This window comes from Parvibaculum sp. (assembly GCF_035325945.1).
Taxonomy (GTDB): domain Bacteria; phylum Pseudomonadota; class Alphaproteobacteria; order Parvibaculales; family Parvibaculaceae; genus Parvibaculum.
The window spans coordinates 64,797-90,222 of record NZ_DAOKYX010000011.1; the positions used below are offsets into that span (position 1 = coordinate 64,797).

Genomic DNA, 25,426 nt, shown 5'->3' on the forward strand with positions numbered 1-25,426 from the left:
TCGGGCCAGGCTTTCGCAAGCTCCCAGGCGGTGAACATCGGCGTCACCACATCGTAGCGCCCCTGCGCGATCACGCCCGGAATGCCCTTGAGCCTGTGGGCATTGAGGATGAGCTGGTCCTGCGGCTCGAACCAGCCCTTGTTCATGAAGTAGTGGCACTCGATCCGCGCGAAGGCGAGGGCGAAATGCCCGTCGGAGAAGCGCGAGACGCGCTCGGGATCGGAGAGAAGCGAGAGCGTCGTTCCCTCCCAGATGCTCCAGGCTTTCGCGCAGGCGATCTTCGCCGCCTCGTCGTCGCCGGTGAGCCGCTTGTAATAGGCCGCCATCAGATTGCCGCGCTCTTCCTCGGGAATGGGCGCGATGAAATGCTCCCATGCGTCGGGGAAGATCGCATCCGTTCCTTCCTGATAGAACCAGTGCAGCTCGCGCTTCCTCAGTGTGAAGATGCCGCGCAGGATGATCTCCGTCACGCGCTCGGGATGCGTCTCCGCATAAGCAAGCGCCAGCGTCGATCCCCAGGAGCCGCCGCAGAGCTGCCAGCGCTCGATCTTGAGATGTTCGCGCAGCCGCTCAATGTCGGCGACGAGATCCCAGGTCGTGTTCTCGCGCAGTTCGGCGTGCGGCGTCGAGCGCCCGCAGCCGCGCTGATCGAAAAGGATGATCCGGTAGGCGCGCGGATCATGCGTGCGCCGCATCGTCGGGTTGGAACCGCCGCCCGGCCCGCCATGAATGATGATGACGGGCTTGCCGTTGGGGTTGCCGCACTCCTCGAAATAGATCGTATGCAGCGCCGAGACTTTCAGTGTGCCCGTGCGATAGGGCTCGATCTCGGGATAAAGCGTGCGCCGTGCGGCCTCATCGAACATGGTTCACCTCGTTCTTTCGCTGCGGGCTAACGTCGCGCTTCATGCCCACGCTTCGGCAGGCAGCGCTCTGTCTGCGGCGCCTTGAATCAAGCTCTTGATAAATCATCCAAATCCTGCCGGATGCAAGCCGCGCCCCTTGCGGACGCAAGGTTATTAACCACTTTTTTGATTCTCGCGCCCCACAAGTCGTTGACGTGAATCAAACCGCGGCTACTATATCTGGACGCGCCGGGCTTCGGCGACGCGATATGAAGCAGGGGCCGGCGCAATCTCGAAATTATTGAATTCTGTCTCGTTCCGGCGGGGCAGAGGGGCGGCGAGGCTTAAGCCTCTCCGGCGGAAGGTTTTGCGCTCTTTCGTGGCGGCGGATGAGGCGCAACGGGGCCAAAGAGGGGATCAGGCGAAATGCTGAACGATACGTCGAAAACGGTCGATATGAGCGATGTCGAGGCCACCGTTTCTGCGATCATCACGGGCGAGCGCGCGCCGCGCCGGGCCGAGGCGCGCCGCCCGCGTGCCGATCTTCTCGAACCCGAAATGCCCTTCGGCGAGATGGATCAGGCTGTGCAGCACGCGCATGGCTATCGCGTGAAGGTCGATCACGGCCGCGACGCGCTCTTGACCGAATTCGGCAAGGCGACGCTGACGGACCGCTATCTCATGCCGGGCGAGTCCTTTCAGGATCTCTTTGCGCGCGTCGCTTCCTACTATGCCGATGACGCGGCGCATGCCCAGCGCCTCTATGACTACATCTCGAAGCTCTGGTTCATGCCGGCGACGCCCGTGCTTTCCAATGGCGGCACGCAGCGCGGCCTTCCCATCTCCTGCTTCCTCAATGAAGCCTCCGATAGTCTGGAAGGTATTGTCGGCCTCTGGAACGAGAATGTCTGGCTCGCGGCCAAGGGCGGCGGCATCGGCTCCTATTGGGGCAATCTGCGGTCCATCGGCGAAACCGTGCATGGCAATGGCAAGACCTCGGGCATCATTCCCTTCATCCGCGTGATGGATTCGCTGACGCTCGCGATCAGCCAGGGCTCGCTGCGGCGCGGCTCGGCGGCGGTCTATCTGCCGATCGACCATCCGGAAGTCGAGGAGTTCATGGAGATCCGCCGTCCGACGGGCGGCGATCCGAACCGCAAGGCGCTCAATCTCCATCACGGCATCCTCGTCTCCGACGCCTTCATGCGCGCCGTCGAGACGGATGCGGACTGGGAGCTGAAGAGCCCGAAGGACCGCTCCGTGCAGAAGACGGTTTCGGCGCGTTCGCTCTGGATCCGCATGCTCACCTCGCGCATCGAGACGGGCGAGCCCTACATCATCTTCAAGGACACGGTGAACAACGCCCGTCCCGAGCACCACAAGCTCGCGGGGCTCGAGGTGAAGACGTCCAATCTCTGCGCCGAGATCACGCTGCCGACCGGCATCGACCATCTCGGCCAGCAGCGCACGGCCGTCTGCTGCCTCTCCTCGCTCAATCTCGAGACCTATTTCGAGTGGCAGGATCACCCGACCCTCATCGAGGACGTGATGCGCTTCCTCGACAATGTGCTGCAGGATTTCATCGAGCGCGCGCCGGACGAGATGGCGCGGGCGAAATATTCCGCCGCGCGCGAGCGCTCGGTCGGCCTCGGCGTCATGGGCTTCCACTCCTTCCTTCAGGCCAACATGATCCCCTTCGAGGGCGTGATGGCGAAGGTCTGGAACAAGCGCATGTTCCAGCAGATCAAGACGCAGGCGGATGCCGCCTCCAAGAAGCTCGCCGAAGAGCGCGGCGCCTGCCCGGACGCCGCCGATTATGGCTTCAACGAGCGCTTCTCCAACAAGACGGCGATCGCGCCCACGGCCTCGATCTCGATCATCACCGGCGGCACCTCGCCCGGCATCGAGCCCATCGCGGCGAACTCGTTCACGCACAAGACGCTTTCCGGCTCCTTCAACGTGCGCAACCGCCATCTGGCGAAGATCCTCGAGGAGAAGGGCCGCAACGACGACGACACCTGGTCGTCCATCGTCGTCAATGGCGGCTCGGTGCAGCATCTCGACTTCCTTACGGATGACGAGAAGGACGTTTTCAAGACCGCCTTCGAACTCGATCAGCGCTGGGTCGTCGAGCATGCAGGCGACCGCGCGCCGCTGATCGATCAGGCGCAGTCGGTCAATCTCTTCCTGCCGGCGGACGTGCACAAGCGCGAACTCCACCAGCTCCACCTTCAGGCGTGGAAGAAGGGCGTGAAGAGCCTCTATTACTGCCGTTCGCTGTCGATCCAGCGCGCGGAGAAGGCCGAAATCGTCTCGCTGGTGCCCGCGAAGAATCTCGAAGTGAAAACGCTCGATCAGGTTGCGGCCGAAGGCCGCCGCGAAGCGGTCGAGTATGAGGAATGCCTGGCCTGCCAGTGAGGCAAGGCCGGCATGACGAACAGGTGAATTGGGAGCAAGGCCGATGTCCCTTCTCGAAGAACGTCTCGTCTACAAGCCCTTCCGCTATCCATGGGCCTATGATGCGTGGCTGACGCAGCAGCGCATCCACTGGCTGCCGGAGGAAGTTCCGCTCGCTGACGATGTGAAGGACTGGGCGAAGAAGCTCACGCCGGGCGAGCGCAATCTTCTCACGCAGATTTTCCGCTTCTTCGTTCAGGCCGACGTCGAAGTGAACAACTGCTACATGAAGCACTATTCCGGCATCTTCAAGCCGACTGAAGTCGCGATGATGCTCAGCGCCTTCTCCAACATGGAGACGGTGCACATCTCCGCCTATTCGCACCTGCTCGACACCATCGGCATGCCCGAGACCGAGTACGAAGCCTTCCTCAAATACCAGCAGATGAAGGCCAAGTTCGACTACATGCGCGAATGGGGCGTGGCGACCAAGGCCGATGTCGCCAAGACGCTCGCCGTCTTCGGCGCCTTCACCGAGGGCGTGCAGCTTTTCGCCTCCTTCGCCATCCTCATGAACTTCCCGCGCTTCAACAAGATGAAGGGCATGGGCCAGATCATCACATGGTCGGCGCGCGACGAGACGCTGCACACGAACTCGATCGTCAAGCTCTTCCGCACCTTCGTCGAGGAGAACCCGGAAATCTGGACGGATGAGCTTCAGCGCGACATCTACAAGGCCTGCGAGACGATCATCCATCACGAGGACGCCTTCATCGACCTCGCCTTCGAGATGGGCGGCGTCGAGGGTCTGGAGCCCGGGGAAGTGAAGAGCTACATCCGCTGGATCGCGGATCGCCGCCTCGTTCAGCTCGGTCTTCAGTCGATCTACCGGATCGAGAAGAACCCGCTGCCCTGGATGGACGAGATGCTGAACGGCATCGAGCACACCAATTTCTTCGAGAACCGCGCGACGGAATATTCCAAGGCCTCGACGCGCGGCACCTGGGAGGATGCCTTCGACTGAGGGGCGGGCAACATTCTCGAAGTCGTCATCCCGGGCTTGTCCCGGGATCCAGCGGCCACCCGCTCCGAACCCGCCGCTCAGGACCCCGGCCTCGCTCTCCGCGCCCTTGGTCATGGTCTTCATTCCGTTGATCTTCTACCGTGCGGTGGTGAAGCGCCTCTGAGCGGAGATGCCGATGAACCTCGCTGCGTCATGGCTTTTCTGGGCCTTCCTATCCGCCTGCTTCGCGGCGCTGACGGCGATCTTCGCGAAGCTGGGCGTCGAGGACATCAATTCCGATCTCGCGACGCTCATCCGCACATTCGTCATTCTGCTGACGCTGGCGCTCATCCTCGCCGCGATGGGCGAGCTGAAACGGCCGGAGGCGATCACCACCCGCACATGGGTCTTTCTCGTTCTGTCGGGGCTCGCCACGGGCGGCTCGTGGCTCTGCTACTTCCGTGCGCTGAAGATCGGACAGGCGGCTCAGGTCGCGCCCATCGACAAGCTCTCGGTGGTGCTCGTCGCCATTTTCGGCGCCATCTTCCTCGGCGAGAAGCTGACCCTCACGGGCTGGGCGGGCGTCGGGCTGATCGCGCTCGGCGCCGTTCTCGTCGCGCTCTGAACCCGCTGTTCTTTCATCCCGCGCCGTCATAGGCTTTCCCCATGCGCCAGCTCATCGCCGTCCTGACCCTCTGCCTTTTCGCTGGCTCTGCCCTTGCGGCGGAGCCCTGCGCGCCACGCAAGGCGGCCGCGCCCGCGCTTCAGCGCCTCGAGGCCGCGATGGCGGGCCATCGCTTCGTCACCTACACGCCGACATCGCTGAAGGTGGTCGACGGAAATGTGACCCGCGCCGATGCGGAGAGCATCCGCGCCGATCTCATGGCGCTCAGGCCCTGGTTCGACGCGCTCGTCACCTATACCGCGCGCGACGGCGGCGAGCTTGTCCCCGGCATAGCGCGCGAGCTTGGCTACAAGGCCATCGTGATCGGCATCTGGACGCCCGGCGACCCGGAGGAGATCCGCAACGCGCTGGCGGCGGCGAAGCGCTATCCCGATTTCGTCGTCGGCCTCTCGCTCGGCAACGAGATCGTGTTCGGCAAGCGCGGCACATGGGGCGAGCTTGCCCGCTATGTGAAGCTCACCCGCGAGCGCATGCCCACACTACCGATCACCGTGACGGAGCCTTTCGCGCAGTTCCTCGAAGGCGATGCGGGCGATGTGCGCTCGAGCCTCGACTTCATGCTGGTGAACGTCCATCCCGCTTTCGAGACTTGGTTCAAGACGGCGGGCGCGGAAAACTGGGCCGACTTCGTCGTCAAGGTGACGGAGAAGCTCGGCGGCGTCTATTGCGGCCCGATCCTCGTCAAGGAGACGGGCGTGCCGACCGGCCCCGCCGATATGGGCTTCAGCGAGGCGAAGCAGGCGGCCTTCTGGCGCGCTCTCGAAGCGCAGATGAAGCCGTCGCGCGCGCGCGCCTTCTCCTATTTCGCCGCCTTCGATGCGCCCTGGCGGACGCAGGACTTCAACCCCGTGGCGGGGTCGCACCCGGAAGAAGCCTATTGGGGCCTCTTCACCGAAGCGCGCGCGCCGAAGGCCGCCGCTCAGGGGCTGAAGAAACTGCCGCAATAGGTCAGCCCCTTTCCGCGCATCCGGTTTCTTTGCACCTTTCCAGCTTGCTCCCTCTCGCCTAAGGTCACGCCCGAAAGGTCCGGGGGAGGGGAAATGAGCACGGTACTGACGGCTGAAGAGCGCCGCATCTTTGCGCGCGCGAGCAGGCGGATCATCCCGCTGATGATCGTGCTTTACATGGTGAGTTTTCTCGACCGCGTGAATGTCGGCTTCGCGGCGCTCACCATGAATGCCGATCTGGGTTTCTCGCCCACCGTCTTCGGCTGGGGCGTCGGCATCTTCTTCATCGGCTATTTCATCTTCGAGGTGCCGAGCAACATCGTCATCGAAAAGGTGGGCGCGCGCATCTGGATCTGCCGCATCATGCTCACCTGGGGCGTCATTTCCGGCGCCATGGCTTTCGTCGGCAGCGAGACGAGCTTCTATGTGCTGCGCTTCCTGCTCGGCGCGGCGGAGGCGGGCTTTGCTCCCGGCATGATCCTCTATCTCACCTACTGGTTTCCGGCCGAGCTGCGCGCGCGGCTCTATGGCACCTATTTCATCGCCATTCCGCTCGCAAGCGTCATCGGCGCGCCGGTATCGGCCTATCTGCTGGGCTTCGACGGCCATTTGGGCCTCAAGGGCTGGCAATGGATGTTCCTCATCGAGGCGGCGCCCGCCCTCCTTCTCGGCATCGCCGTGCTCTGGCTCCTGCCGGACGGGCCGGCAAGGGCGCGCTGGCTGAGCGCGGAGGAAAAGCGCGTCATTGCCGATTGCCTCGCCCGCGACCGAGCGAACGCGCAAGCCGATGCGCGCCATGCGCTCTGGCCGGCGCTCAAGGACGCCCGCGTCATCGTCATGAGCCTCATCTATTTCGGCCTCGTCATCGGCCTTTACGGCATCAGCCTCTGGTTGCCGCAGATGGTGAAGGGCATGGGCTTCGGCAATGTCGCCGTCGGCTGGATCGTCGCGGCGGTCTATGCGGTCGCGGCCATCGCCATGCCGCTCTGGGGCGCATCGAGCGATCGCAGGCAGGAGCGCATCTGGCACACCTCGATCGCGGCCTTCCTCGGCGCGGCGGGCTTCGTCGGCGGCGCGTACTTCGCGTCGCCCCTCCTCACCATCCTGTCGCTCGGCCTTGCCGCCATCGCCGTCTATGTCTCCATCGTGCCCTTCTGGGCGCTGCCGCCGACCTTTCTCGGCGGCACGGCGGCGGCGGGCGGCATCGCGCTCATCAATTCGGTGGGCAATCTCGGCGGCTTCGTCGGGCCCTATGCCGTCGGCTGGGTGAAGGAGACGACGGAGAGCTATTCGGCCGGCATGCTGGCGCTGGCGGCGGCGCTCGTGGCGGCAGGCGCGTTGACGCTCATCATGCGGCTCCGGCTCACGCGCAAGGCGCCCGTCGCGGCGCCCTCGGACTGAGGGACGCTCAGCCCATCAGATAGACGCCGCGCCCGGAGGCAAGGAGTTTGCCGTCCGCGCCCGTGATTTCGGTTTCGGCGGAGGAGACTTTCGAGCCGAGCTTGATGACGCGCGAGGTGGCGCGAATGGCGCCGCCCGTCGCCGGCCGGTGGTAATCGACGCGCAGATCGACCGTCGCGGTCGCCATCGACCTTGTCGTCAGGATCGCATAGAGCCCGCCAAGGTCGATAAGCGAGGCAAGAATGCCGCCATGCATCGACTTGCTGTTCGGGTTGGAAACGAATTCCTCCCGCCATTCGAGGCCGATGACCAGCCGGCCTTCGCCCGCTTCCTCGACCTTGAGGCCGAGCCAGCGCTGAAAGGGCGAAATGTCGAGAAAGTCCTGCCAGGTCTGAAGCGGCTCCGTCATCCTCCGGCCCTCCCGTCAGCGCTGGATCGTCCGCGCATGGAGCCCGCGCTCCGGCCGTGATAATGCTTGACCATGTGTCTCCAGCCCTCCCACAAATCCCCTCTCCCGAGGGGCGTCCATTTCACCCGCCCCGCATGGAATGGCAAGAGCGGAAAGATGAAGCGCCTCGCCGGTCTTCTCATCCTGCTGTCGGCGATCCTCGCGGCTGCTCCCTGTGCGGGCGCGCGGGCCGGGGAGGCCGCGCCCCGGCGCGTCGTGTCGATCAATCTCTGCTCCGACATGCTGGCGCTCGAGCTTGCCGATCCGGGCACCGTCAAATCCGTCTTCCGCGTGACCGCCGACCCGGAGGATTCGCCCGTTGCCGATCTCGCAAGGCGCCTGCCGCTCAACAATGCGACGGCGGAGGAGATCCTCTCGCTCAATCCCGATCTCGTGCTCGCGCATCGCTATACCTCGCCCTTCACCCTCGCCATGCTCGAGCGCGCCCATGTGCCGGTTGTGCAGGTGAAGGACGCGGCGGATTTCGAGGATATTCGCGACAATGTGCGCGCCGTCGCCGCCGCTCTCGGCCATCCCGAGCGCGGGGAAGCCTGGATCGCGCGCTTCGATGCCTCGCTCGCCCGCTCCGCGCGCATGCCGCCGCGGCCTCCCGTTCGCGCCGTCATCTATCAGGATCTCGGCGGCGCGGCGGCGTCCGGCACCATTCTCGGTGCGCTGCTCGATCATGCGGGCTTCGAGAATGTCGTGAAGGCGAGTTCCGGCGGCGGCTTCATCAATCTGTCGATCGAGGAGCTGATCGGGCTGCGGCCGGATTTCGTGGCCGTCGGCGTCTATCGCGCGCATGAGCCGTCGCTTGCGCATGAACTGCTCGTCCACCCCGCGCTGCGCGATTATACGACGCGCTTCGCCCGCACGGTGGAGCTGCCCGCAAAGCTCTGGACCTGCGGCACGCCCTTCGTCACCGAAATCGCCGACAGGCTCGCCGCCGCCCGCGACGAATTTGCCGCCGCGAGGGTCAACTGATGCGCGCGCGCCCGTTCCTCACCGTCAGCCTCGCGCTCGCCGCGCTCGTCGCGCTTCTCTTCATCGCCTCGGTTTTTGTCGGCAGGGGCGGCGAATTGCTGTTCGGCAGGCTTCGGGCGATCGACGCGATCGACCGCGAACTCGCCTGGCTCATCCTTGAGGAAGTGCGCCTGCCGCGCGCGCTGCTCGGCCTTCTCGTCGGCGCGACGCTCGGCCTCACAGGCGCGGCGCTTCAGGGCCTGTTGCGAAACCCGCTCGCCGAGCCCGGCCTCATCGGCGCATCGAGCGGCGCGGCGCTGGGCGCCGTGCTCGTCTTCTATTTCGGCTTCGCGGCGGGTGCGGGCCTGCTTGTGCCTTTTGGCGGCGTGGCGGGCGGGCTTGCAAGCCTCGGCGTCCTTTATCTGCTGGCGGGGCGCGATCCCTCGATCGTCACGATCATCCTTGCCGGCGTCGCCATCTCCGCCTTCACCTCGGCGCTCACCTCGCTCGCGCTGAGCCTCGCAGCCTCCCCCTATGCGGTTTACGAGATCATCTTCTGGCTTCTCGGCTCGCTCACCGACCGGAGCATGGATCAGGTGCGTTTCGCCGCGCCTTTCATGGCGCTCGGCGTGCTTCTCGTCGCCACGGCGGCGCGCGGTCTCGATGCGCTGACGCTCGGCGAGGATACGGCCGCGACGCTCGGCTTCGATCAGGCGTCGATCAAGGCGCGCGTCGTCATCGGCACCGGCCTTGCGGTGGGTGCCGCCGTGTCGGTCACGGGCGTCATCGGCTTTGTCGGCCTCGTCGTGCCGCATCTCCTCCGCCCGCTGGTGGGCCACGAGCCGGGGCGGCTCCTCTGGCCGAGCGCGCTGGGCGGCGCGGCGCTGACGCTCGCCGCCGACCTCGTGGTGCGCCTTCCGCTTTCAGGCCCCGAACCCAAGCTCGGCGTCGTCACATCGCTTCTCGGCGCGCCCTTCTTCCTCTGGCTCATCCTGCGCACCCGGCGGGAGGCGCCCTGATGAAGCTCACGGTGGAAAATCTGCGGGCGGCGCTTGGAGGCTCGCATGTTCTGCACGGCGTCTCTCTTGCCGCCGATGCGCCGGGCTTCATCGGCCTCGTGGGGCCCAACGGCGCCGGCAAGACCACGCTCGTTCGCGCCATCGCCAATCTCATTTCCTTCGATGGCCGGATCGAGATCGACGGCAGCCCGGTCGCGGAACTCGAGCCGCGCGTCCGCGCGAAGCGGATCGCCTATCTCGCGCAAGGGGCGGAGAGCCATTGGCCGCTTTCGGTCGAGCGTCTCGTGGCGCTCGGCCGCCTGCCGCATCTCGAGCCCTTCCGTGGGCCGGGCCCCGAGGATGTGGCCGCTATCGAACGCGCCATGTCGCTCGCCGATGTGAAGAGGTTCCGCCACCGCGACGTGCTGACGCTTTCTGGCGGCGAGCGCGCCCGCGTGCTGCTTGCCCGCGCGCTCGGCGTCGAGGCGCCGCTCCTGCTCGTCGACGAGCCCGTGGCGGCGCTCGATCCCTATCACCAGCTCGGCGTGATGGAAGTGCTCCGCGCCTATGTCGCGCAGGGGCGAACGGTCATTGCCGTGCTGCACGATCTTTCGCTTGCCGCGCGTTATTGCGACCGGCTCATCCTGCTCGATGACGGGCTGATCCGCGCCGATGGCGCGCCGGGCGATGTGCTGACGCCTGAAAATCTCCGCTCGGTCTATCGCATCGAGGCGCTGATCGGCGGCGAGGGGCAGGGGTTCCACATTCTTCCGCTGAGGCGGGTGGAATGAAAAAGCCCTCCCGTCGCTCGGACGGGAGGGCTCGAAGTTTGTTCTCGATGGGCAGGCTTATTCCGCCGCCACGTAGTTCCCGACCTTCTGGCCGAAATTGACGGCCTTGAGATATTCGATGCCCTTTTCGGCGATCGCATCTCCGACCATTTCGTCGCCCTCGCCCTTCAGCTCTTCCATGTCGACATAGATCGCATAGAAGGCGCGGGTGCGCTCCGTGATGATGCCGCCCTTGAGCAGCGTCTTGATCAGCACACGGAAGATATTGGTGCTGCTCGACATGGCCTTGCGGCGGTCGTCATCGGTGCGCGTCTTGAGGATGATTTCCTGCACTTCCTGCCAGTCGAGGCCGTACTTGGCGTAGATGTGCTTCTTCTGCTCGGGGCTGCCGAGGTTGAAGAGCAGCGTCTGGAAGCAGGTCGCGGCCCAATCCTCGATGCGATTGCGCTCTTCCTCATTGAGGTGGGGTACCGTGCGGTCGGCCCAGATCTTGCCGAACTTGTGATGGAAGGCTTCGTCCGTCATCACGAGCTGGCAGAGATGGCGCAGCAGCGGATCGTTCGAATGGGTGTAGAGCGAGGCGAAGGCGCCCATGGCGAGGCCCTCGACCAGCATCTGCATGCCGACGATCTTCTTGTAGACTTCCGGCGCCAGCACCATTTCGGTGAGCAGGTTGCCGAGCGTCGGGCCGACCGGGTAGGGCTTGCCCCAGCGCGTCTCGATATATTTCGAGAAGCCGGTCACATGGCGCGCCTCTTCGCGCGTCTGGTTCGCGGCATATTCCTGCGCGCCCGGATCCTTCAGGATGTGGCAAAGGCTCGCCGAGAGCGCGAGCGCGCCGGCCTCGCCATGCAGGATCGAGGAGAGCGACCAGCGCGTCGTGTCGTTCGCGAACTGGATCTTCTGCTGCTCGGTCAGCCGGTCGGCGATCGGCGTATGCAGCTCGAGCACCTGGTCGAGCGGCATGATCGGCGTCGTGTCGAGGTCGAAGGGCTGGTCGTAGTCGATGTATTTCTTGTCGAGCGGATCCCAGAAATGGTCATGGGTCGCTGAAATGATCTTGTCGAAGGCCGTCGAACGCCGGCCATAGCGATCGACGTCCATCATCGCCGGGAAGTCGTCAGGGGCGACGGCGTCGTAAGCGGCATCTTTGGTGATGTCGTTGCTCAAGGTTCTGTCCTCTCCAATGGCCGCGCATTTCTGGGGCGAGCGGCCAAACTCCTCCATCCGGCGCGAGCCCGCACCGGCTGACTGTGACTCTGCGTCACAAGGGGGGAGGGCCAAACCCGATTCGTGTTTTTGTTTGAAAATAGGAAACGTTCGCAACTGCGAAAGACAATGGCGGGTGGCCCTTGTCAGCCCGCGTCTTCGGGGTCGCGCATCTGCCGCCCGACCTCGCTCGCAAGGGCGAGGAGGTGGGGCAGGATTTCCGCGGCCCGCGCGGCCGTCAGCCGGTTCGAGGGCGCCGTGACCGCGAGCGCGAAGCGCGAAAGGCCGGGATTGGAAAAGAGCGGCACGGCGAGGCTTGCCGTCGTCGCGTCGAATTCGCCCTGCTCGTAGCGATAGCCTTCGGCGAGGATGCGCTCCGAAAGGTCGAAGATCGCCCGCAGGCTTCGCGGCGTCCTGGGGGTCAGCGGCGCTGGCGGGCGGTCGCGATAGAGCGATTGCACGAAGGCGCGCTCGCGATAGGCGAGCAGCACCTGCCCCGCGCCGCAGGCATGCGCGTCCATGCGCGGCAGTCTGGTGAGGGCGTCGCCCCCGAGGTCGATGCCCCGCGCCGGGTCGATCGCCAGCGCCTGCGTGCCGTCGAGCCACGCCAGATAGACCTCCTCGCCAATGGCGGAACTGGCGCGCAGGACGAGGCCCCGCGCCGCATGGGAGAGCGTGGCGAGCAGCGTCACCCGGTCGGCGACGCGGAAAATCTTGTGGCCGAGCGTATAGCGTCCATCCTCCGCATCCTTGCGGACATAGCCATGCCGCACCAGCACGGCGAGATGCCCGAACGCGGTCGAGCGGTGCATGCCCTCGGCGCGCGCGATCTCCGCGAGGCTCATGGGCCTGCGTTCGCGCGAAAGCCGTTCGATCAGCGCCAGCGCCTTGTCGAGTGAGCTGTTTGCATACTGAGCCATGAGGGAGTCTTATCAGCCCCGGCGCGGGCCCGCGAGTGGGCTGGAAACTGGGGTAGAATGAGCCTTGCGCCGGGCCCGGCGCGCACGGAACCGAGAAGGACGACATGAACGAGAAGCCCCATCCCCCGGCCGTCGAAACCGCGCAGACGCGCTCTCCCTCCTTCCGGCCGGCTTTCGACGATCCCGATTTTCTCCTGCGTGACGAGCTTCGCCCCGTTCGTCTTCAACTCGAACTGCTGAAGCCGGAGCTTGTGCTTCAGGATCACAATATCCGTTCGACCATCGTCGTTTTCGGCAGCGCGCGCGTGCCCTCGCCAGAGGATGCCGAATGCCATTGCGACGAGGCCGAGGCGGCGCTGGCCGCCGATCCGGACAATGCGGAGCTACGGCGCGAGGCGCAGGCGCGCCGGAACCAGCGCGAACGCTGCCGCTATTACGAGGAGGCGCAGCGTTTCGGCCGGATCGTCTCCGAAGCCGCGCAGACGCCCGAGTGGCGCGACTATGTCATCATGACGGGCGGCGGACCGGGTATCATGGAGGCGGCCAATCGCGGCGCCTCCGACGCGGGCCGCGTTTCGGTGGGGCTCAATATCAGCCTGCCGCACGAGCAGGTGCCCAATCCCTACATCACCCCGGAGCTTGCCTTCCAGTTCCACTATTTCGCGCTTCGCAAGATGCATCTCCTGATGCGGACGAAAGCGCTCGTCGTCTTTCCCGGCGGCTATGGCACGCTGGACGAGCTCTTCGAGACGCTGACCCTCGTCCAGACCGGCAAGATTGCACCCATGCCCATTCTTCTTTTCGGCGAGGAATACTGGCGGCGCATCATCAATTTCGAGGCCATGGTGGAGGAGGGCGTGATCTCCCCTTCGGATCTCGACATCTTCCGCTTCGTCGAGAGCGCCGAGGAGGCATGGCACATCATCTCAACTTTCGAAAAGACTGCGAGCGCCCCGCCGGCCCCCGGCCATCAGCCGCTCTGAGCGGCTGATGATCCACCGGATTTTGCATTGCGTAAGACATTGCCGGGACCACTTCACAAATATCGAATGTCATGTCCGCCATCGTCTGGTTCCGTCAGGATCTGCGCCTTGCAGACAATCCCGCCCTCGTTGCCGCCGCTCAGCGCGGTGAGGTTCTGCCCGTCTTTATTCTCGATCCGGACATGGCGATCGGGGGCGCGTCGCGCTGGTGGCTGCATGGGAGCCTCGAGGCGCTTGGGCGCGATCTCGCGCGGCTCGGCGCGCCGCTCGTCCTGCGGCGGGGCCGGCCTCTCGACGTTCTGAACGCGCTTGTCGATGAAACGGGCGCCCGCGCCGTTTTCTGGAACCGCTGCTACGAGCCTGAAATCATCGCGCGGGACAGCCAGGTGAAGTCGGCGCTCGCCGCGCGCGGCATCGAGACGCGGAGCTTCAATGGAGCGCTTCTCATTGAGCCCTGGGAGATGAAGACCGGCGCGGGCGAACCCTACAAGGTTTTCACGCCCTTCTGGCGGGCGCTCTCGGCGCGGGCACCGTTCGATGCGCCGGCCCCGGCGCCGACTTCGCTGCGCGGGGCTCATACCGTCGCGTCGGATGATCTCGTCGCCTGGCAACTCAGGCCCTCACGGCCTGACTGGGCAGCAGGGCTTCGCGCCTCATGGCAGCCCGGCGAGGCGAGCGCGCAAACGCGCCTCGTCGCCTTTCTCGAGTGCCTCGCCGCGCGTTATGACGATCAGCGCGACTTTCCCGCCATCGAGGCGACATCGTGCCTCTCGCCGCACCTCCATTGGGGCGAAATATCACCGCGCCGGATCTGGGCGTCTTCCGCCGCTTTCGCCCATGCGGAGCCTTCCGCATCGGCGGGCGTCGGCTCGTTCCTGCGCGAACTCGGCTGGCGGGAATTCTGTGCTCATCTTCTATTCCATTGGCCGGAAATTGCCTCGCGCGCCTGGAAGCCGGCCTTCGATGCTTTCCCGTGGCGGGGGGACCGGCAGGGCTTCGATGCCTGGGCGCGCGGGCGCACCGGCTATCCGATCGTCGATGCGGGCATGCGCGAACTCTGGCGGACGGGTTTCATGCATAATCGTGTGCGCATGATTGTCGCCTCCTTTCTCGTGAAGGATCTGATGATCGACTGGCGCGAGGGGGCGGGCTGGTTCGAGGACACGCTTGTCGATGCCGATCTCGCCAGCAATCGCGCCAACTGGCAGTGGGTGGCGGGGTCGGGCGCCGACGCATCGCCCTTCTTCCGCATCTTCAATCCGGTGACGCAGGGCGAGAAGTTCGACGCAGAGGGCGCCTATGTGCGCCGCCATGTGCCGGAACTCGCCGGGCTCGACCGCCGTTTCATACACAGGCCATGGGAAGCGCCGAAGGCCGTGCTCGACGAGGCGGGCATCGTGCTCGGCAAGACCTATCCCCTGCCGATGGTGGACCACGCCGCCGCGCGCACCCGCGCGCTCGCCGCTTATGAGGCGCTGAAGCGGTGCCGAGATCAGCGCGTCGCGAGATAGTGCGAATAGAGCGCGAGGCTCGCCGCGACCGTCGCGTTGAGCGATTCGACCGCGCCTGTCATCGGAATGGCGAGACGACGGACCTTCAGCGTTTCGGGTATCCCCCGGCCTTCCTCGCCGAGCACGAGCCGCATGTCGCGCGGCCATGAGAAGCCCGCCATGTCCTCACCCTCCGCATCGAGCGCGAGAATGGGGCCGGCGCTGTTGCCAAGCTCCGCCCATGAAGGCCCGCGCAGAAGCGTGAGTTCGAATTGCGCATTCGCCGCCGCGCGAAGCGCCTTGGGGTGAAAAGGATGGGCCGCTTCCGCCATGAGCACGATGCGCGTGGCGCCGAAGGCCGCGGCGCTGCGAAGCGCGGCGCCGAGATTGTTCGGATCGCCGAGCGCGCAAACGAGTTCGAGCCCTTGGGGCGGCGAGGCGAGATCGGCCTTGGGCATTTCGGGCGTCTTGCCGACGAGAAGCGGAAAGCCGGTGCCTGATGGATCGAGCGCGTCGAAGATCGCGCGCGAGACACGGAACTTCTCGATATGGGCGGGCAGCGGCAGGCCTGCGACCTGATCGGGGTCGATGGCGATCACGGCATGGAAGCGCTGCGGATGGCGCGCCAGGGCTTCCGGCACCGCCTTGCGCCCGGCGAGCAGAAACTCTCCATGCTTTCTGATGCCGCGACTCTCGACGAGTTGTTCCCATCTCTTCGCATGAGGATTCTGGGAACTTTCGATGACGCGCCAGTAACCGCTGCTCATATGTGTTCGATTTCTTCGGTATTCGGTTGGGGTGTTCAGTCGGGACGGCACGACCGGCTCTGCCTTAATTGGCCCGCGGCGCTCCCATTTATGCCGCTTTTTTGACGCGAAGCATATCTAGCCTGTCTGATCGGTAATGTTTGGAATTTCTACGCGGCTTCGGGCGAGCTTCGCCGGCCGCACCTGCCGGAAAGGGCGGGAAAAAGGACGTGAGAAATGAAGACGATCGGAATTGAGAGACGGGCCTCCTCGCGCATGAGGAAGCTCCTGCTCGCCGCGCTGGCGGCCTCGGCCCTGACGACGGGCCTTGCGGCAGGTCCGGCGCTGGCCGATCCCCCTCGCCACAAGGCTCACTGGGATCGCGGCTATCATCGCGGCTGGGAACGCCACTATTGGGGGCCGCGCGGTTATGTCTATTGGGCGCCGGGCTATGCCTATCCGCCGCCGCCTGTCGTCTATGCGCCGCCGCCCGTCTATTACGCGCCGCCTCCGCCGCCCGTTTATTACGGCGCACCCTCGCTCAATGTGGTGATACCGATTCGCTGACCGGGCTTGCTTGCATCCCCTTCTTGTCCCGGCGACACTTCGCCCAACCGAGAGGGGGATTCATGTCCGGTCTGGTGAGTGAGGAAGTCGAAGGGCGGCCATTACCGGTGGGCGGCTTCTGCGAGGAAGCCTTCGCGCCTGTGCGCCGCGCCTTCGTCGAGAATTTCACGCTGCGTGGCGAGCCGGGAGCCGCCATCGCGCTCATTGTTGGCGGCCGCGTTGTCGCCGATCTCTGGGGCGGCTGGCGCGACCGCGCGCGCTCGGCGCCCTGGCAGCGTGAGACGCTGGTGAATTTCTTTTCCATCGGCAAGGCGCTCTCCGCGCTCTGCGCGTTGAAACTCGTCGAGAAGGGACTTGCCGATCTCGATGAACCGCTGGCGCGCGCCTGGCCCGAATTCGCCGCCTGCGGCAAGGAGGCGATCACGCTCCGGCATGCGCTTTCGCATCGCGCGGGCCTTCCCGCCATTCGCGCCGCGCTTCCCGATGGCGCGATGCTCGACTGGCCGCTCATGATCCGCGCGCTCGAAGCGCAGGCGCCCTGGTGGGAGCCCGGCACGGCTCATGGCTATCACGTTAATACGTTCGGCTATCTTCTCGGCGAGATCATCCGCAGGCGGATGGGTGTGACGCTGGGCACGCTGCTCCGCGACGAGATCGCAGGCCCGCTCGGCGCGGATGCCTATATCGGCCTTCCCGTGGCGGAGCACGGACGCGCCGCCGAATTTCTCTGGCCGGAGGTGAACCCGCCCGCGCCCGAAGGCGTCATGAGCGACGATGTGCTGATGAAGTGGAACACCTATTGGAACCCGCCGGGCATTTCAGGCGCGGGCTGGATCAACAGTGCCGCGTGGCGGAGCGCGGAAATCCCCTCGACCAATGGGCACGGCACGGCGCGGGGCGTCGCCCGCATCTATTCAGCGCTCGCCAATGGCGGCGCGATCGACGGGGTCGAGGTCATCGCCCCGTCGCTTCTCCGCGAAGCCGTGACCGAACATTCCTACGGGCCCGACCGCATTCTCGAGCGCGTCTCGCGCTTCGGCCTCGGCTTCCAGCTTCCCCAGCCCGAGCGCACGTTGGGCCCCAATGCGGGAGCCTTCGGCCATTTCGGCGCGGGCGGCTCGCTCGGCTTCTGCGATCCGGAGGCGGCCGTCGCCTTCGCCTATGTCACGAACGACATGGGCCCGCGCTGGCAGAACCCCCGCAACAGGGCGCTGATCGAGGCGATCTATCTCGGACTGGAGGGGAAGGGCTGACCGGAAGAGAAAGGCTGAGGCTGCCGGGGGTAAGGCATGGTGCTGTTGGAGAGGATTGAACTCTCGACCTCTCCCTTACCAAGGGAGTGCTCTACCACTGAGCTACAACAGCATCACATTGCGGCCTCGCGCCGGCGGGCGACGCGAGCGGGCGGAAAGTGCCACAGGGTGCCACCCCGCGCAAGCATGGAACGGCAAAGTTGACGAGCCCTTTCCATTCGGCCCATATGCGCGTTATTGCCAGCTTCCGAGGTTCAGGGCCAGCGCCATGAGAGACAAGCCGCACGACAATCAGGGCCGCCGCCAGCCAGGCCAGGGTCCGGCCCGCGCCCAGCAGGCGCGCGAGGCGCGGCTTGCTGAAGCGCTGAGGGCGAATCTGCGCAAGCGCAAGGCGCAGGCCAAGAGCCGCTCCACCGAATCGGCCCCCGGGCAGGATCCGAAAACATCCCCCGAGGCTGAGTGATTTCTCGCTCTTTGCGGCCGGAGCGGCGTGACTCTTCGGGCCTCCGCCCCTATAAAACGGGGAACACCCGGAGCGCATGAGCCTTCGGGCTTCCGCTCACCGGACCCCATCATGGACACGATCCACATTCGCGGCGCCCGCCCGCTCAAAGGGGCGATCCAGATCAGCGGCGCGAAAAATGCCGCGCTCCCGCTGATGACGGCGGCGCTTCTGACCGACGAGGCGCTGACCCTCACCAATGTGCCGCAGCTCACCGATGTGCGCTCGCTGATACGGCTGCTTGGCGTGCTCGGCAGCGAGATCGAGCGGGTAACGGGGCCGCATGGCGACGCGCTGACGATTCGCACCGCGACCATCCGCTCGACCACGGCGCCCTATGAGATCGTCTCCCAGTTCCGCGCGAGCTTCTGGGTGCTGGGCCCGCTGGTCGCCCGCTGCCGAACGGCCAAGGTGTCGCTGCCGGGCGGCTGCGCCATCGGCGCGCGGCCCGTCGATCTCTACATCAAGGGCCTGCAGAAGATGGGCGCCGAGATCGACCTCGTGGACGGTTACGTCCTCGCCAATGCGCCGGAGGGCTTGAAGGGCGCCATCATCCGCCTGCCCATCGTTTCGGTCGGCGTCACCCATACACTGATGATGGCGGCGACCCTCGCCGATGGCGAAACGATCATCGAGAACGCCGCGCGCGAACCCGAGGTGGCGGATCTCGCCAACTGCCTCGTCGCCATGGGCGCGAGGATCCAGGGCATCGGCACTTCGACCCTGAGGATCGAGGGCGTCGAGCGCCTCCACGGTGCCACGCACCGCGTGATTTCCGACCGTATCGAGGCGGGAACCTATGCGATCGCGGCCGCCATGACAGGCGGCGATGTCACGCTTGCGGGCGTCGAGCCGGAGATTTTCGAGGCGGCGCTGTCGCTGCTGCGCGCGGCCGGTGTCGGCGTCGATGCGCGGCAGGGCGAGGTGCGCATCTTCCGCAATGGCGAGCGTCTTCAGGCGACGAATGCGGTGACGCAGGTCTATCCGGGCTTTCCAACCGATCTGCAGGCGCAGTTCATGGCGCTGATGACGACTGCGGCGGGCGAATCCGAAATCACCGAGACGATCTTTGAAAATCGTTTCATGCATGTGCAGGAGCTGGCGCGTTTCGGCGCGGACATCTCGCTTCACGGTGACAAGGCGCTGGTGCGCGGCGTCGAGAAGCTGAAGGCCGCGCCCGTCATGGCGAGCGATCTGCGCGCCTCCGCCGCGCTCGTCATCGCGGGCCTCGCGGCGGAGGGCGAAACGGCGATCAATCGCGTCTATCATCTCGATCGCGGTTTCGAGCGGATCGAGCAGAAACTCTGTGCCTGTGGCGCCGAAATCTGGCGCGCCAAGGCATCCTGAAACAAGACGTCCTGAAACTGGGGCATCCTGAAGGGAGTGTCGGGCCGATATGAGCGGGTTGCGCCTCAGCGCGGAAGACAAGGTCGATCTCGAAGTCATCTCCGCCTGCCTGCAGGATGCGGTGACGCAGGTGCGCGATCTCGTCTTCCTGCCGCAGGCGCGCCGCTTCGCCATGGTGGTCAACCGCTTCCGCTGGGAGGCGGAGGGGCGGCGCGGCAAGACCCATGAGCGCTCCCGCGCCGGCCTGCATTTCGAGAATGTGCTGAAGGCCCGCGCCCGCAACATTGCGCAGGGAAGGCCTGAAGGCGTGCTCAATCTGCTCGCCATCGGCTTCGAGGAAGTCGATGCGCCTTCCGGCATCGTGACCCTTTCCTTCTCGGGCGGCGGCGAGATCAGGCTTGAAGTCGAGGCTCTCGATGTGCATCTCTCGGATCTCGGCCTCGTCTGGGAGACGGGCAACCTTCCCACACATGATGCCGACTGACTTTTTCCGGTTGAGAGACCTTGAGCCATGGCCATTCGACTAGATGCTTCGGCGCCGGATTTTTCCCGGGCCTTTGAAACGCTCCTCGGCGCCAAGCGCGAAGCGTCGGTCGACGTCAACGATGCCGTGGCGAAGATCATCGCGGATGTCCGCGCCCGCGGCGACGAGGCGGTCATTGAGCTGACGAAACGCTTCGACCACATGGCGCTGACGCCAGCGACGCTGCGGATCGCGGATGCCGAGCTCGACGCCGCGCTCGGCGCCTGCGACGGAGAGACTCTCGAGGCGCTTCGCATGGCGAAGGCGCGCATCGAGGCCTATCACGCGCGCCAGAAGCCCGAAGACGGCCGCTACACTGATGCCGAGGGCGTGGAGCTTGGCCATCGCTGGACGCCGGTCGGCGCCGTCGGCCTTTATGTGCCGGGCGGCACGGCGAACTATCCAAGCTCCGTGCTCATGAATGCGGTGCCCGCGAAGGTTGCCGGCGTGAAGCGCGTTGTCATGGTCGTTCCGACGCCGGACGGCAAGGTCAACCCGCTCGTGCTCGCGGCGGCGCGGCTCGCAGGCGTCGACGAGGTCTATCGCGTCGGCGGCGCGCAGGCCGTGGCGGCGCTCGCCTATGGCACGGCGACGATCAGGCCCGTGGACAAGATCGTCGGTCCGGGCAATGCCTATGTCGCCGCCGCCAAGCGGCAGGTCTTCGGTCTGGTCGGCATCGACATGATCGCGGGGCCTTCCGAAATTCTCGTCGTCGCCGATGGCGAGAACAATCCGGGCTGGATTGCGGCCGATCTTCTTTCGCAGGCCGAGCATGACGAGAGCTCGCAGTCGATCCTCATCACGGACGACGCTGATTTTGCCTCGCGCGTTGAAGAGGCGGTCGAGGCGCAGTTGAGGGAGCTTCCCCGCGAGGCGACGGCGCGAAAGAGCTGGACCGATTTCGGCGCCGTGATCGTCGTGAAGACGCTTGCCGATGCGGTGCCGCTTGTCGACCGTCTCGCGCCGGAGCATCTGGAAGTGGCGCTCGCCGATCCCGAGCCTTTCGCCGCGCAGGTTTCCAATGCCGGCGCGATCTTTCTCGGCCGCTACACGCCCGAGGCCGTGGGCGACTATGTGGCGGGATCGAATCACGTCCTGCCGACGGCGCGCAGCGCGCGTTTCTCCTCGGGCCTCAACGTGCTCGATTTCATGAAACGCACCTCGATCGTGCGCTGCGATCCGGCTTCCCTTGCCGCCATCGGGCCCGCGGCCGTGGCGCTCGCGAAAGCCGAGGGGCTCGATGCTCATGGCAGATCGGTGTCGATCCGGCTCAATAAATAGGCCCGCCCGCCATCGGGTCATTCGGCCGGACGCCGAAATCCTTCATCTCGATGCGGGGCAGGGCCGGGCAATCCGGCCGTCCCGCTCGCTTCGGTCCGTCAAATCGGCTTAAAGTGACGAGCGCCTGCAAGAGAGCCACAGACGAGGGCATGGACAGTTCGCGAGACAGATCGACCTTCAGAATCGCCGAGCTTGTGCTCGACGAACGGACGGTCGTGCGCCGCAGTCCCGATGTCGAGCACGAACGCAAGGTCGCCATCTTCGATCTGCTGGAGGAAAACAGCTTCGCGCCTGTCGGCAGCCCCGGCGGGCCCTATGTCCTCCATCTCGCCATCGAGGAAAACCGGCTCGTCTTCGACATCCGTCTCGACAAGGAAACGCCGCACGGCAAGGTCATGCTGTCGCTGACGCCATTCCGCAAGATCATCAAGGATTACTTCCTGATCTGCGAGAGCTACTACGACGCGATCAAGACGGCGGCGCCCGCGCAGATCGAGGCGATCGATATGGGCCGGCGCGGCCTTCACAATGAAGGATCGCAGCTTCTGAAGTCCCGCCTCGACGGCAAGGTCGATATCGACTTCGACACGGCGCGGCGGCTCTTCACGCTGATATGCGTGCTGCACATCAAAGGTTGAGCCCTATGAGTTCCAGGACGCAGCCGGGTTCCGTGCTCTTCGTCTGCAATCTGAATTCGGTGCGCTCGCCCATGGCCGAGGCGCTGATGAAGTCGATCTGCGGCAAGCGGATCTATGTCGATTCGGCAGGGCTCGCGCCCACCGAGCGTGATCCCTTCGTGCTTGAGGTTCTGAACGAGATCGGCGTCGACATGGCCGCCGACAGGCCGATGAGCGTGGAGGATATCGGCATCGGCTCCTTCGACCTCGTCATCTGTCTGACCGAGGAGGCGCGCGAGCGCATCTCCGCCGAGCTGCGGGGAGAGGCGGTCGAAATCGAGTTCTGGCCGACCATCGATCCCTTCGCCGCGGGCGAGCGGGGGAGCCGCGAGCAGAAGCTCCACGCCTATCGCCAGCTCCGCGAGGAGCTGCGGCGGATGATCTCGGACCGCTTCGCGGGCGGCGAAAAGGCCCGGACAGGTGGCGCGGAGCGCTGAATTTCGCGCTAAATCAAGGGTTTGCGCGCATTTGGCGGGCCAAAAGTCGCCTCTCCCTCTTGATTTTGGCTGGCTTTGTGCTCATTCTCCCGGCCAAATCTCGAAGGAATTTGAATGTCCAAGGAAGAGCTGCTTGAGTTTCCGGGCGTCGTGACGGAGTTGCTTCCGAACGCGACGTTTCGCGTCAAACTCGAGAACGATCACGAAGTCATCGCCCACACCGCCGGCAAGATGCGCAAGAACCGCATCCGCGTGCTCGCGGGCGACAAGGTGCTTGTTGAAATGACGCCCTACGATCTCACCAAGGGCCGGATCACCTATCGCTTCAAATAAGCGCATGGCGGGGTTTCTCCGCGTGAGCGCGTGCCCCTGGCGCCGTCCGAGATGACCTCTCCAGCAAAGCCCCGCCTCATCCTCGCAAGCGCATCCCCGCGCCGTCTCGCCCTTCTGGAGCAGATCGGCGTCGTGCCCGATGCCGTGGCCGCTGCCGATCTCGACGAGACGCCGGCGCGGGACGAGCTGCCGCGCGCCCATGCCCGGCGCCTGGCGCGCGAAAAGGCGGAGGCCGTGGCGGGCCGCGAGCCCGGCGCGCTGGTGCTGGCTGCCGATACGGTCGTCGCCTGCGGGCGGCGCATTCTCCCCAAGGCCGAGAGCGAGGCGGAGGCGGCGCGCTGCCTCGCGCTCCTGTCCGGCCGGGCTCACCGTGTCTATACGGCGGTTGTGCTCGTCCATCCCGACGGGCGGCAGGCCGAGCGGGTGAGCGAGACGCGGGTGACGTTCAAGCGCCTTTCCTCCGCCGAGATCGAAGCCTATCTCGCCTCGGGCGAGTGGCGCGGCAAGGCCGGGGGATATGCCGTTCAGGGCAGGGCAGCCGCCTTCGTCCGCGCGCTGACCGGTTCCTATTCGGGCGTGGTGGGCCTGCCCCTCTTCGAGACGGCGTCCCTCCTTTCCGGCGCCGCCCCCGCTCTCTACCCAGGCCGCTGACAAGAGTGTTAGAGTAGCCGCCGGTCGAATGAGAGCTTGATTGATCCGGCGCGTCCGAAGAAAGCGCCGGCGGTCGCAAGGGATTGCATGTCCGAGGAAGTGCTGATCAATGTTGGGCCCGGCGAGACGCGCGTAGCGATCGTCGAGAGCGGACGCCCCGTGGAGCTCATTCTCGAGCGCACCATGGAGGACGACCTCAAGGCCAAGACGGGGCGCGCGGGACATTCGCTTCTCGGGAACATCTTTCTCGGCCGCGTCCAGCGCGTGCTGCCCGGCATGCAGGCGGCCTTTGTCGATATCGGCCTCGAGCGGGCGGGATTTCTCGGCGCGCGCGAGGCGCGCTGCCTGTGCGAGCTGACCCATCTCGACGAAGGCATATTGCCGCCGATCAGCGCCTGCGTGACCGAGGGGCAGACGATCCTCGTTCAGGCGACGAAAGACCCGATCGGCGACAAGGGCGCGCGGCTTTCGGCCAATGTCACCATTCCCGGCCGTCTTCTCGTGCTGGTTCCGAACCAGTCGGGCGTCGCGCTGTCGCGCCGCATCGAGGACGAGGACGAGCGCGCCCGGCTGACGGCGCTGGTGGAGGAGATGGTCGCCCGCTTCGGCTCGATGGGCGTCACGGGCGAGCCTGCGGGCTTCATCGTGCGCACGGCGGCAATCGGCGCCACCGTCGATGACATCGCCGCCGATGCGCGCATGCTCGCCGAGGAATGGCGCAAGCTGCGTGAGATCGAAAAGCGCTCGAGCCCGCCCTGCGTCGTCTTCCACGATCTCGATCCCGTGTCGAAGACGCTGCGCGACTATGTCAGCACCGAGACCGGCCGCGTGCTCATCGACGATGCGGAAGCCTTTGGCGAGGCGCAGCGCTATGCGCGCCGCGTGATGCCCGAACTCATCGACCGCATCCAGCTTTTCAACGGACCGGGGCCGCTCTTCTCTCTCTATGACATAGAGGGCGAGATCGAGCAGGCGCTGGAGCCGCGCGTGGAGCTGAAATCGGGCGGCTGGATCACGGTCGAGACGACCGAGGCGCTGACCGCGATCGACGTCAATTCGGGCCGCTATACGGCCGCGACGGGGCTCGAGGAGACGAGCGTCAAGATCAACCTCGAAGCCGTGGACGAGATCGCCTATCAGCTCCGCCTGCGCGGTACAGGCGGGCTCATCGTCATCGACTTCATTCACCTGAACGATCCGGCGAACATCCAGAAGGTTCTCGACGCGCTCAACTCCAATTTCGCGCATGACCGCGTGCCGACGCAGATTTCCGGCATGTCGGAATTCGGCCTCGTCGAAATGACGCGCAAGCGCGTGCGCGAGCCGCTGAACAAGCTCCTTACCGAGCCCGCCTATGCCAATGGCCGCCCGCGCCGCAAGACCTGCGCGACGGTGGCGAACGAGCTTCTGCGCAAGGTGGCGAGCGAGGCGCAGGCCTCGCCCGGCCGCGCCATCGTCGCGCGCGCAGCACCCGAGGTGATCGACTGGCTTGAGCGCGGAAACGCCTATCTCATCGACAGGCTGCGCGCGAAGATCGCGGTCAATCTGAGCCTCGTGGCCGAGCCTGTCTTCAGCCGCGAGCGCATTGACGTCGGGGCCGTCCAGGCATGAGCGGGCAGGGCGGAGCGAAGGCGGCGGGCGGCAAGGTGGTGCCGCTGCGTGCCTCGAGGCCGTGCCCCATCTGCGGCAAGAAATCGGTGCCGGAATTCCACCCCTTCTGCTCGAAACATTGCGCCGATGTCGATCTCAATCGCTGGCTGAAGGGGGCTTACGCCATCCCGGCCGTCGAGCCGCCCGACGAATGGGACGAGGGCGCGGGGCGGGGCGACGGCGAGCAGGATTGAGCGTCCCAAGCCCCTCTGGCGCCAATGTTTTTTAACCCGCCCGGCGCCTTTCCTCGGCACTGGACAGACCCCAGCCAATCTCTTATAACCCGCGAGCCTCGCCGCCCGGGCTCGCCCCGGCCGGAGCGCCGCCCAGGTAGCTCAGTTGGTAGAGCATGCGACTGAAAATCGCAGTGTCGGTGGTT

At 65.6% G+C, this 25,426-nt stretch carries 27 protein-coding genes and 1 tRNA gene; 22 read left to right on the plus strand and 6 right to left on the minus strand.

Annotation, left to right across the window (positions count from 1 at the left end; all coding sequences use genetic code 11):
• On the minus strand, positions 1-866 hold an 866-nt coding region (gene pip, locus PKA57_RS07705), incomplete at its 3' end, for a prolyl aminopeptidase (protein ID WP_324299188.1).
• A 405-nt stretch (positions 867-1,271) separates the two neighbouring features.
• Here pip and PKA57_RS07710 point away from each other — a divergent pair.
• From PKA57_RS07710 to PKA57_RS07730, 5 genes are all read left to right on the plus strand, one after another.
• The gene (locus PKA57_RS07710) at positions 1,272-3,263 is read left to right on the plus strand and encodes a ribonucleoside-diphosphate reductase subunit alpha (RefSeq protein WP_324299190.1); all 1,992 of its coding nucleotides are present in this window, start codon (positions 1,272-1,274) and stop codon (positions 3,261-3,263) included.
• A 43-nt stretch (positions 3,264-3,306) separates the two neighbouring features.
• The gene (locus PKA57_RS07715; protein WP_324299192.1) at positions 3,307-4,266 is read left to right on the plus strand and encodes a ribonucleotide-diphosphate reductase subunit beta; all 960 of its coding nucleotides are present in this window, start codon (positions 3,307-3,309) and stop codon (positions 4,264-4,266) included.
• 175 nt (positions 4,267-4,441) lie between these two features.
• The gene (locus PKA57_RS07720; protein ID WP_324299194.1) at positions 4,442-4,870 is read left to right on the plus strand and encodes an EamA family transporter; all 429 of its coding nucleotides are present in this window, start codon (positions 4,442-4,444) and stop codon (positions 4,868-4,870) included.
• A 41-nt stretch (positions 4,871-4,911) separates the two neighbouring features.
• Positions 4,912-5,877, plus strand: coding sequence for a hypothetical protein (locus PKA57_RS07725; protein WP_324299196.1), 966 nt, complete (start codon positions 4,912-4,914; stop codon positions 5,875-5,877).
• Positions 5,878-5,970: 93 nt separating this feature from the next.
• Positions 5,971-7,278: an MFS transporter gene (locus PKA57_RS07730; protein ID WP_324299198.1), complete on the plus strand. Its 1,308-nt coding sequence runs from the start codon at positions 5,971-5,973 to the stop codon at positions 7,276-7,278.
• 7 nt (positions 7,279-7,285) lie between these two features.
• Here PKA57_RS07730 and PKA57_RS07735 read toward each other — a convergent pair whose 3' ends face one another.
• On the minus strand, positions 7,286-7,687 hold the full coding sequence (locus tag PKA57_RS07735) for a PaaI family thioesterase (RefSeq protein ID WP_324299200.1): 402 nt from the start codon (positions 7,685-7,687) through the stop codon (positions 7,286-7,288).
• A gap of 156 nt (positions 7,688-7,843) precedes the next feature.
• Between PKA57_RS07735 and PKA57_RS07740 the strand changes: the two genes are divergently transcribed.
• The 3 genes from PKA57_RS07740 to PKA57_RS07750 are packed head-to-tail and all read left to right on the plus strand — an operon-like array spanning position 7,844 to position 10,478.
• Positions 7,844-8,710, plus strand: coding sequence for an ABC transporter substrate-binding protein (locus PKA57_RS07740; protein WP_324299202.1), 867 nt, complete (start codon positions 7,844-7,846; stop codon positions 8,708-8,710).
• A complete protein-coding gene (locus PKA57_RS07745) occupies positions 8,710-9,708 on the plus strand; it encodes an iron ABC transporter permease (RefSeq protein ID WP_324299204.1) in 999 nt (332 codons plus the stop codon). The genes PKA57_RS07740 and PKA57_RS07745 overlap by 1 nt, the downstream gene beginning before the upstream one ends.
• Complete coding sequence (locus PKA57_RS07750; RefSeq protein ID WP_324299206.1) at positions 9,708-10,478, plus strand: ABC transporter ATP-binding protein; 771 nt, start codon at positions 9,708-9,710, stop codon at positions 10,476-10,478. Before PKA57_RS07745 ends, PKA57_RS07750 begins: the two co-directional genes overlap by 1 nt.
• A 57-nt stretch (positions 10,479-10,535) precedes the next feature.
• On the opposite strand, the gene PKA57_RS07755 is transcribed toward PKA57_RS07750, so the two are convergent.
• Positions 10,536-11,648, minus strand: coding sequence for a ferritin-like domain-containing protein (locus PKA57_RS07755; protein WP_324299208.1), 1,113 nt, complete (start codon positions 11,646-11,648; stop codon positions 10,536-10,538).
• A gap of 185 nt (positions 11,649-11,833) precedes the next feature.
• Entirely contained in the window at positions 11,834-12,607 is a 774-nt protein-coding gene (locus PKA57_RS07760; protein ID WP_324299210.1) for an IclR family transcriptional regulator, read from the minus strand.
• A gap of 104 nt (positions 12,608-12,711) precedes the next feature.
• Here PKA57_RS07760 and PKA57_RS07765 point away from each other — a divergent pair, with 104 nt between their 5' ends.
• Together PKA57_RS07765 and PKA57_RS07770 are read left to right on the plus strand one after the other, a co-directional pair.
• Positions 12,712-13,590, plus strand: a complete 879-nt coding sequence (locus tag PKA57_RS07765; protein ID WP_324299212.1) for a TIGR00730 family Rossman fold protein — start codon at positions 12,712-12,714, stop codon at positions 13,588-13,590.
• A 71-nt stretch (positions 13,591-13,661) separates the two neighbouring features.
• Positions 13,662-15,101 (plus strand): deoxyribodipyrimidine photo-lyase, encoded by a 1,440-nt coding sequence (locus tag PKA57_RS07770; RefSeq protein ID WP_324299214.1) that lies wholly within the window; start codon positions 13,662-13,664, stop codon positions 15,099-15,101.
• Here the strand turns inward: PKA57_RS07770 and PKA57_RS07775 are convergent.
• Entirely contained in the window at positions 15,083-15,847 is a 765-nt protein-coding gene (locus tag PKA57_RS07775; RefSeq protein WP_324299216.1) for an RNA methyltransferase, read from the minus strand. The two genes, PKA57_RS07770 and PKA57_RS07775, sit on opposite strands and share 19 nt — an antisense overlap.
• Positions 15,848-16,063: 216 nt before the next feature.
• Between PKA57_RS07775 and PKA57_RS07780 the strand changes: the two genes are divergently transcribed.
• Both PKA57_RS07780 and PKA57_RS07785 read left to right on the plus strand, forming a co-directional pair.
• Entirely contained in the window at positions 16,064-16,393 is a 330-nt protein-coding gene (locus PKA57_RS07780; protein ID WP_324299218.1) for a hypothetical protein, read from the plus strand.
• A gap of 62 nt (positions 16,394-16,455) precedes the next feature.
• Entirely contained in the window at positions 16,456-17,646 is a 1,191-nt protein-coding gene (locus PKA57_RS07785) for a serine hydrolase domain-containing protein (RefSeq protein WP_324299220.1), read from the plus strand.
• A 37-nt stretch (positions 17,647-17,683) separates the two neighbouring features.
• Here PKA57_RS07785 and PKA57_RS07790 read toward each other — a convergent pair.
• A tRNA-Thr gene (locus tag PKA57_RS07790) sits at positions 17,684-17,758 on the minus strand.
• Positions 17,759-17,914: 156 nt separating this feature from the next.
• Here PKA57_RS07790 and PKA57_RS07795 point away from each other — a divergent pair.
• From PKA57_RS07795 to yacG, 10 genes are all read left to right on the plus strand, one after another.
• On the plus strand, positions 17,915-18,109 hold the full coding sequence (locus PKA57_RS07795) for a hypothetical protein (protein ID WP_324299222.1): 195 nt from the start codon (positions 17,915-17,917) through the stop codon (positions 18,107-18,109).
• A gap of 111 nt (positions 18,110-18,220) precedes the next feature.
• The gene (murA, locus tag PKA57_RS07800; RefSeq protein WP_324299224.1) at positions 18,221-19,495 is read left to right on the plus strand and encodes a UDP-N-acetylglucosamine 1-carboxyvinyltransferase; all 1,275 of its coding nucleotides are present in this window, start codon (positions 18,221-18,223) and stop codon (positions 19,493-19,495) included.
• Between the two features lie 49 nt (positions 19,496-19,544).
• Positions 19,545-19,979 (plus strand): DUF2948 family protein, encoded by a 435-nt coding sequence (locus PKA57_RS07805; protein WP_324299226.1) that lies wholly within the window; start codon positions 19,545-19,547, stop codon positions 19,977-19,979.
• Between the two features lie 27 nt (positions 19,980-20,006).
• Positions 20,007-21,299 carry a histidinol dehydrogenase gene (gene hisD / locus PKA57_RS07810; RefSeq protein ID WP_324299228.1) on the plus strand — a complete coding sequence of 431 codons (1,293 nt, stop codon included), beginning with the start codon at positions 20,007-20,009 and terminating at the stop codon, positions 21,297-21,299.
• Between the two features lie 149 nt (positions 21,300-21,448).
• The gene (locus PKA57_RS07815) at positions 21,449-21,937 is read left to right on the plus strand and encodes a UPF0262 family protein (RefSeq protein ID WP_324299230.1); all 489 of its coding nucleotides are present in this window, start codon (positions 21,449-21,451) and stop codon (positions 21,935-21,937) included.
• A gap of 5 nt (positions 21,938-21,942) precedes the next feature.
• Complete coding sequence (locus tag PKA57_RS07820) at positions 21,943-22,413, plus strand: hypothetical protein (protein ID WP_324299232.1); 471 nt, start codon at positions 21,943-21,945, stop codon at positions 22,411-22,413.
• 114 nt (positions 22,414-22,527) lie between these two features.
• Positions 22,528-22,746 carry a translation initiation factor IF-1 gene (gene infA / locus PKA57_RS07825; RefSeq protein WP_324299234.1) on the plus strand — a complete coding sequence of 73 codons (219 nt, stop codon included), beginning with the start codon at positions 22,528-22,530 and terminating at the stop codon, positions 22,744-22,746.
• Between the two features lie 51 nt (positions 22,747-22,797).
• Positions 22,798-23,397, plus strand: coding sequence for a nucleoside triphosphate pyrophosphatase (locus PKA57_RS07830; RefSeq protein ID WP_324299236.1), 600 nt, complete (start codon positions 22,798-22,800; stop codon positions 23,395-23,397).
• 87 nt (positions 23,398-23,484) lie between these two features.
• Positions 23,485-25,008 (plus strand): Rne/Rng family ribonuclease, encoded by a 1,524-nt coding sequence (locus tag PKA57_RS07835; protein WP_324299238.1) that lies wholly within the window; start codon positions 23,485-23,487, stop codon positions 25,006-25,008.
• Complete coding sequence (gene yacG / locus PKA57_RS07840; RefSeq protein ID WP_324299240.1) at positions 25,005-25,241, plus strand: DNA gyrase inhibitor YacG; 237 nt, start codon at positions 25,005-25,007, stop codon at positions 25,239-25,241. The genes PKA57_RS07835 and yacG overlap by 4 nt, the downstream gene beginning before the upstream one ends.
• Positions 25,242-25,426: the final 185 nt, after the last annotated feature.

Bases quoted from the DNA above. Each gene is read 5' to 3' on its own strand.
- PKA57_RS07710 (WP_324299190.1), top strand. From the start codon at position 1,272: ATGCTGAACGATACGTCGAAAACGGTCGATATGAGCGATGTCGAGGCC.
- PKA57_RS07715 (WP_324299192.1), top strand. From the start codon at position 3,307: ATGTCCCTTCTCGAAGAACGTCTCGTCTACAAGCCCTTCCGCTATCCA.
- PKA57_RS07720 (WP_324299194.1), top strand. From the start codon at position 4,442: ATGAACCTCGCTGCGTCATGGCTTTTCTGGGCCTTCCTATCCGCCTGC.
- PKA57_RS07725 (WP_324299196.1), top strand. From the start codon at position 4,912: ATGCGCCAGCTCATCGCCGTCCTGACCCTCTGCCTTTTCGCTGGCTCT.
- PKA57_RS07730 (WP_324299198.1), top strand. From the start codon at position 5,971: ATGAGCACGGTACTGACGGCTGAAGAGCGCCGCATCTTTGCGCGCGCG.
- PKA57_RS07735 (WP_324299200.1), bottom strand. From the start codon at position 7,687: ATGACGGAGCCGCTTCAGACCTGGCAGGACTTTCTCGACATTTCGCCC.
- PKA57_RS07740 (WP_324299202.1), top strand. From the start codon at position 7,844: ATGAAGCGCCTCGCCGGTCTTCTCATCCTGCTGTCGGCGATCCTCGCG.
- PKA57_RS07745 (WP_324299204.1), top strand. From the start codon at position 8,710: ATGCGCGCGCGCCCGTTCCTCACCGTCAGCCTCGCGCTCGCCGCGCTC.
- PKA57_RS07750 (WP_324299206.1), top strand. From the start codon at position 9,708: ATGAAGCTCACGGTGGAAAATCTGCGGGCGGCGCTTGGAGGCTCGCAT.
- PKA57_RS07760 (WP_324299210.1), bottom strand. From the start codon at position 12,607: ATGGCTCAGTATGCAAACAGCTCACTCGACAAGGCGCTGGCGCTGATC.
- PKA57_RS07765 (WP_324299212.1), top strand. From the start codon at position 12,712: ATGAACGAGAAGCCCCATCCCCCGGCCGTCGAAACCGCGCAGACGCGC.
- PKA57_RS07770 (WP_324299214.1), top strand. From the start codon at position 13,662: ATGTCCGCCATCGTCTGGTTCCGTCAGGATCTGCGCCTTGCAGACAAT.
- PKA57_RS07775 (WP_324299216.1), bottom strand. From the start codon at position 15,847: ATGAGCAGCGGTTACTGGCGCGTCATCGAAAGTTCCCAGAATCCTCAT.
- PKA57_RS07780 (WP_324299218.1), top strand. From the start codon at position 16,064: ATGAAGACGATCGGAATTGAGAGACGGGCCTCCTCGCGCATGAGGAAG.
- PKA57_RS07785 (WP_324299220.1), top strand. From the start codon at position 16,456: ATGTCCGGTCTGGTGAGTGAGGAAGTCGAAGGGCGGCCATTACCGGTG.
- PKA57_RS07795 (WP_324299222.1), top strand. From the start codon at position 17,915: ATGAGAGACAAGCCGCACGACAATCAGGGCCGCCGCCAGCCAGGCCAG.
- murA (WP_324299224.1), top strand. From the start codon at position 18,221: ATGGACACGATCCACATTCGCGGCGCCCGCCCGCTCAAAGGGGCGATC.
- PKA57_RS07805 (WP_324299226.1), top strand. From the start codon at position 19,545: ATGAGCGGGTTGCGCCTCAGCGCGGAAGACAAGGTCGATCTCGAAGTC.
- hisD (WP_324299228.1), top strand. From the start codon at position 20,007: ATGGCCATTCGACTAGATGCTTCGGCGCCGGATTTTTCCCGGGCCTTT.
- PKA57_RS07815 (WP_324299230.1), top strand. From the start codon at position 21,449: ATGGACAGTTCGCGAGACAGATCGACCTTCAGAATCGCCGAGCTTGTG.
- PKA57_RS07820 (WP_324299232.1), top strand. From the start codon at position 21,943: ATGAGTTCCAGGACGCAGCCGGGTTCCGTGCTCTTCGTCTGCAATCTG.
- infA (WP_324299234.1), top strand. From the start codon at position 22,528: ATGTCCAAGGAAGAGCTGCTTGAGTTTCCGGGCGTCGTGACGGAGTTG.
- PKA57_RS07830 (WP_324299236.1), top strand. From the start codon at position 22,798: ATGACCTCTCCAGCAAAGCCCCGCCTCATCCTCGCAAGCGCATCCCCG.
- PKA57_RS07835 (WP_324299238.1), top strand. From the start codon at position 23,485: ATGTCCGAGGAAGTGCTGATCAATGTTGGGCCCGGCGAGACGCGCGTA.
- yacG (WP_324299240.1), top strand. From the start codon at position 25,005: ATGAGCGGGCAGGGCGGAGCGAAGGCGGCGGGCGGCAAGGTGGTGCCG.